The sequence below is a fragment of the Bradyrhizobium sp. genome (genome assembly GCF_049581145.1).
Classification (GTDB): Bacteria; Pseudomonadota; Alphaproteobacteria; order Rhizobiales; family Xanthobacteraceae; genus Bradyrhizobium.
In genome coordinates this window covers 1-3682 of record NZ_JBAURI010000402.1, presented here as the reverse complement: position 1 = coordinate 3682, position 3682 = coordinate 1, and the positions used below count along the sequence as shown (strand labels likewise).

General features: G+C 61.0%; 4 protein-coding genes. 3 read left to right on the top strand and 1 reads right to left on the bottom strand.

Annotation, left to right across the window (positions count from 1 at the left end):
- Positions 1-221 precede the first annotated feature (221 nt).
- Positions 222-1367, top strand: coding sequence for a hypothetical protein (locus WCB02_RS13010; protein WP_423958634.1), 1146 nt, complete (start codon positions 222-224; stop codon positions 1365-1367).
- 29 nt (positions 1368-1396) lie between these two features.
- Here WCB02_RS13010 and WCB02_RS13005 read toward each other — a convergent pair whose 3' ends face one another.
- Positions 1397-1771 carry a hypothetical protein gene (locus WCB02_RS13005; protein ID WP_423958633.1) on the bottom strand — a complete coding sequence of 125 codons (375 nt, stop codon included), beginning with the start codon at positions 1769-1771 and terminating at the stop codon, positions 1397-1399.
- 369 nt (positions 1772-2140) lie between these two features.
- Between WCB02_RS13005 and WCB02_RS13000 the strand changes: the two genes are divergently transcribed.
- Positions 2141-3115, top strand: coding sequence for a tripartite tricarboxylate transporter substrate binding protein (locus WCB02_RS13000; RefSeq protein ID WP_423958632.1), 975 nt, complete (start codon positions 2141-2143; stop codon positions 3113-3115).
- Between the two features lie 106 nt (positions 3116-3221).
- Positions 3222-3482, top strand: a complete 261-nt coding sequence (locus WCB02_RS12995; RefSeq protein ID WP_423958631.1) for a hypothetical protein — start codon at positions 3222-3224, stop codon at positions 3480-3482.
- The last annotated feature ends 200 nt before the right edge of the window (positions 3483-3682 follow it).

Below are 3682 nucleotides of genomic sequence, written 5' to 3'. Positions count from 1 at the left end.
GCCATCACCCGTCCAACGGTCCGCTCCGATCCCGGCAGGCTGGCTCCTCCCCGGTAAAACTCTCGTGGGTTGACTGGGTCATCTCAACTGTCGACAAGGCGTTCGGATCGCGCTCGTCCTCAGGCGCGCGCAGCGAAGTCGCGGGTTTTTTGTCCGTTTTCCGTTGCCGCTTGCGGCGGTCGGCAAGGCCGCATAAACGGCTGTCGGCAATGAGGGAAACGATGTCGGACCGTCCAGCCCCGCAGCCCAGAAGGAGGTCATTTGCGCCCCATTTCGCGCCGCGGCGGCTGCTGATCAATTCGGCAATGTCGCTGTATTGCCTTGCGCTGTTTCTGATGTTCGATTTTGCCTACTCGGCTTACACGACAGGACAGGAGCGCGAGCGCAATCCGCGCATCTATGATCCGGTCTATGATCATGGCCTTGTGCCAAATTTCGACGGCTACGATGTCTGGGGCGAAGGGCGCTACCGGCTGATCACGGACAATCTCGGCTTCAAGGACGGCGCGGTGCGGGACGTGCCGTTGCAGACCAGCAGGCGCCGCATCCTGTTGATGGGCGATTCCTTCGCCGAAGCCATTGGGCAGCCATTCGAGAACTCGTTCGCCGGCCTGCTTCAGAAGGCCGGCGAAGCGCGCGCCGACAAGATCGATTTCCTTGATGCCGGCGTCGCGTCCTATTCGCCCGTCATCTATTATAAGAAGACCAAATACCTGCTCGATCGCGGGCTGAAGTTCGACGAGGTGGTGCTGTTGTCGGACAGTTCGGACGTGGAGGACGAAGCGACCTCCTATTTCTGCATCGACGACGATCCGAAATACCACCAGTTCTGCACCACGCCTGCCGGCAGCGTTCCCCCGCCCGCCATCAAGCGCGACTTCTTCATCGATCATTTCGTCGTCACCAACCGCCTCCGCGTCCTCGCGAAGCGATGGTTCCAGACGGCGCTCGGCAACAAGCGACGCGGGATCGAGACCGACCACAATCGAATCGGCTGGACCACGCCCAATCCCGACCCTGCCAGGTATCGGCCGCTCGGCGTCGATGGCGGGATCGCGCGTTCGCTCGAGAACATGGGGAAGCTGTCCGACCTCCTGGCGAGCCGCGGCATTCCGCTGACCATCGTCGTCTATCCATGGGCCCAGCAGATCGCGCAGAACGACCGCGACAGTCGTCAGGTCAGGCTATGGCGCGACTTTTGCCCGACCCGCTGCAAGGCCTTTATCGATCTGTTTCCCGTATTCTTTGCCGCCGCCGATCGCGACAAGGACTGGTACGAACATCTTTACATCGTCGGCGACGACCATTTTTCCGCCGCCGGCAACCGGGTCATGTTCGAGGAATTGACCAAGCGCCTGTTGCGCTAAAGATCCGATTGCTGAAGCGTCGTGGCATCTTAATCGGACACGATCTTGGCGACACAGAGCAGCACCACCGCCGCCAGAAAAAACAGGTCGATATAGGATTTGACTTCACCATCGCTGCGGATCGTCGTGACGTTGGAGACGGTATCCTTCCTGATGGGCGACTGGAGCCCACTGTCGGTGACGAGCGTGATGACGCGGCGGGCTTCGACTTCCAGCCGCTCGATGCGCTGGAAGGAATGGAACGTGCGCAGCGCCGAAGCCGCGCGCATGCCGCTGTAGATCAGCACCAGAATGGCCAAAATCGCGCGGTTGTTATATTTTTCGACGTAGTTCAGGCTGAAATAGACCGAGGCCAAAAACGCGAAGTTGGTGACGGCCCGGTAAATGAAGCTGAGGAATCTCATGAATGTGCCCGTATTGCAGCTGGCCAGACCGCACCCAATCGAACGTCAGATTCGAGATTCCGGCCGGCGACCGAAGGCTAGTCGCAAATGCTTGCTGATCTGCTACTTACGCGAAAGTTGTAACATGAAGGCACCAGGTTGTAGCGCGAAGGCGACTGCGTACGCGAAGGTTGTAACAAGAATTCACCGGTTGCGATGTTTTGGAACGCAAGAGCACTCGCAGAACCTTCGCTGCTTTACGCGCGCGCGCTCCGTGCATCAACCCCGAAATGATCACCAGCCGTCTCGAACCCCGCATGGAACGCAGCCTGCGGCTCTATCGACGCGGCGCCAAACCATCACGACGCAACGCTGAAATCGGAGTAAAAAATGAAGCGACGCAAATTTCTCGGTCTCCTCGGGGGTGCCGCGGCGCTCTCGGCCATGCCTCCTCCTGCCTCCGCGCAAAGCCCTTACCCTGACCACCCCGTGCGCATCCTTGCGGGTTTCTCCGCCGGCGGCGGCGTCGATATCACCGCGCGCCTTGTGGGTCAGTGGCTCTCGCAGCGGCTCGGACAGCCCTTCGTGACCGAAAACCGTACCGGGGCCGACGGCAATATCGCGACCGAGGCGGTGGTGAATGCGCCGGCCGATGGATACACCCTGCTGCTTGCGACGCTTCCCAACGCGGTCAATGCCGCGCTCTATCCAAAACTGAATTTCGTTTTCCTCCGCGACATCGCTCCCGTCGCGGCTGTGGTCCGCGTCCCCATGGTGGTGCTGGTCCATCCATCGTGTCCGGCCATGACCATCACCGAATTGATCGCCTACGCCAAGCAAAACCCGGGCAAGCTCAACCTCGCGTCCGCTGGCGTCGGGAGCGCCCCGCACATGGCGGCAGAATTGTTCAATGTCATGGCCGGCGTCAGCATGCTTCACATCCCCTATCGCGGCCAAAGCCCGGCGCTGGCCGATTTGATCGGCGGCCAGGTACAGATCATGTTCGCTGCCGCGCCGGGAACCGTCGACTACATCACGTCAAGCAGGCTGCGGGCGCTTGCGGTCACAACAGCATCGCATGCAGAGGTGCTGCGAGACCTGCCGACGGTTGCAAGTTCGCTGCCGGGTTATGATGCGAGCCAGTGGTATGGCCTCGCCGCTCCGGCAAAAACGCCCGCCGAGATCATCGAAAGGTTGAACGGGGAAATCAACGCGACCTTCGCCGACAGCGCGATGCAGGCGCGCTTCACCGCAATTGCCGGCGAAGCGATGCCGGGCTCACCCGCGGATTTTGGCAGACTGATGGCGGGCGAGACCGAAAAATGGGCAAAGGTCGTGGCCGCCGCAGGTATCAAGGTCGAATGAGCGCGCGCACGGCGACCAAAGGCTCGATGGCGGTTGCTGTTGGATCGGAGTAGAATTTCGACAGCGTGGTGCGAAACGGTCACGCCTGGGAATGTGGAGGCCGCCGATGCCGAGAAAAGGAGTCACGGGCCACGACGAATGGGTTGTGGTCGAAGCGTTGGCAACGGCCTTCGTCGCGCTGCAGCAGCTTCCCGAAAAGCATCAGCCGCGCGCCCATATGGAGGATCTCCGAAAGCTCCTGGCCCACGGCCGCGAGCCCGCGGCTGTCAGCCTGCATCTGGCGCAGGCCAAGTGCCGGCTGTTTCCCGCGCGCGATCCGCTGACGATCTACGAGGAGTATGGCATCAGCAGCGAGGGGTATGGCTAGTGGTTCATCACAGTGATTTTGATTGACGTTTTGATACCGAGCCGGCCGCAGCGCGGTGTAGCGACAACTTCCTGTGGTTATGATAGGGGTCGGGATCGACTTTCGCCGACCCCGCCCTCCGAACCGTACGGGCGGTTTTCCCGCATACGGCTCTCCAGTCGGTGGTTTCTTCATCGAGACTGTCTCGCTGCTTGCCAGGC

Excerpts from the sequence above, each read along its gene's own strand:
- WCB02_RS13005 (WP_423958633.1), bottom strand. The coding sequence starts at position 1,771 with ATGAGATTCCTCAGCTTCATTTACCGGGCCGTCACCAACTTCGCGTTT.
- WCB02_RS13000 (WP_423958632.1), top strand. The coding sequence starts at position 2,141 with ATGAAGCGACGCAAATTTCTCGGTCTCCTCGGGGGTGCCGCGGCGCTC.
- WCB02_RS13010 (WP_423958634.1), top strand. The coding sequence starts at position 222 with ATGTCGGACCGTCCAGCCCCGCAGCCCAGAAGGAGGTCATTTGCGCCC.
- WCB02_RS12995 (WP_423958631.1), top strand. The coding sequence starts at position 3,222 with ATGCCGAGAAAAGGAGTCACGGGCCACGACGAATGGGTTGTGGTCGAA.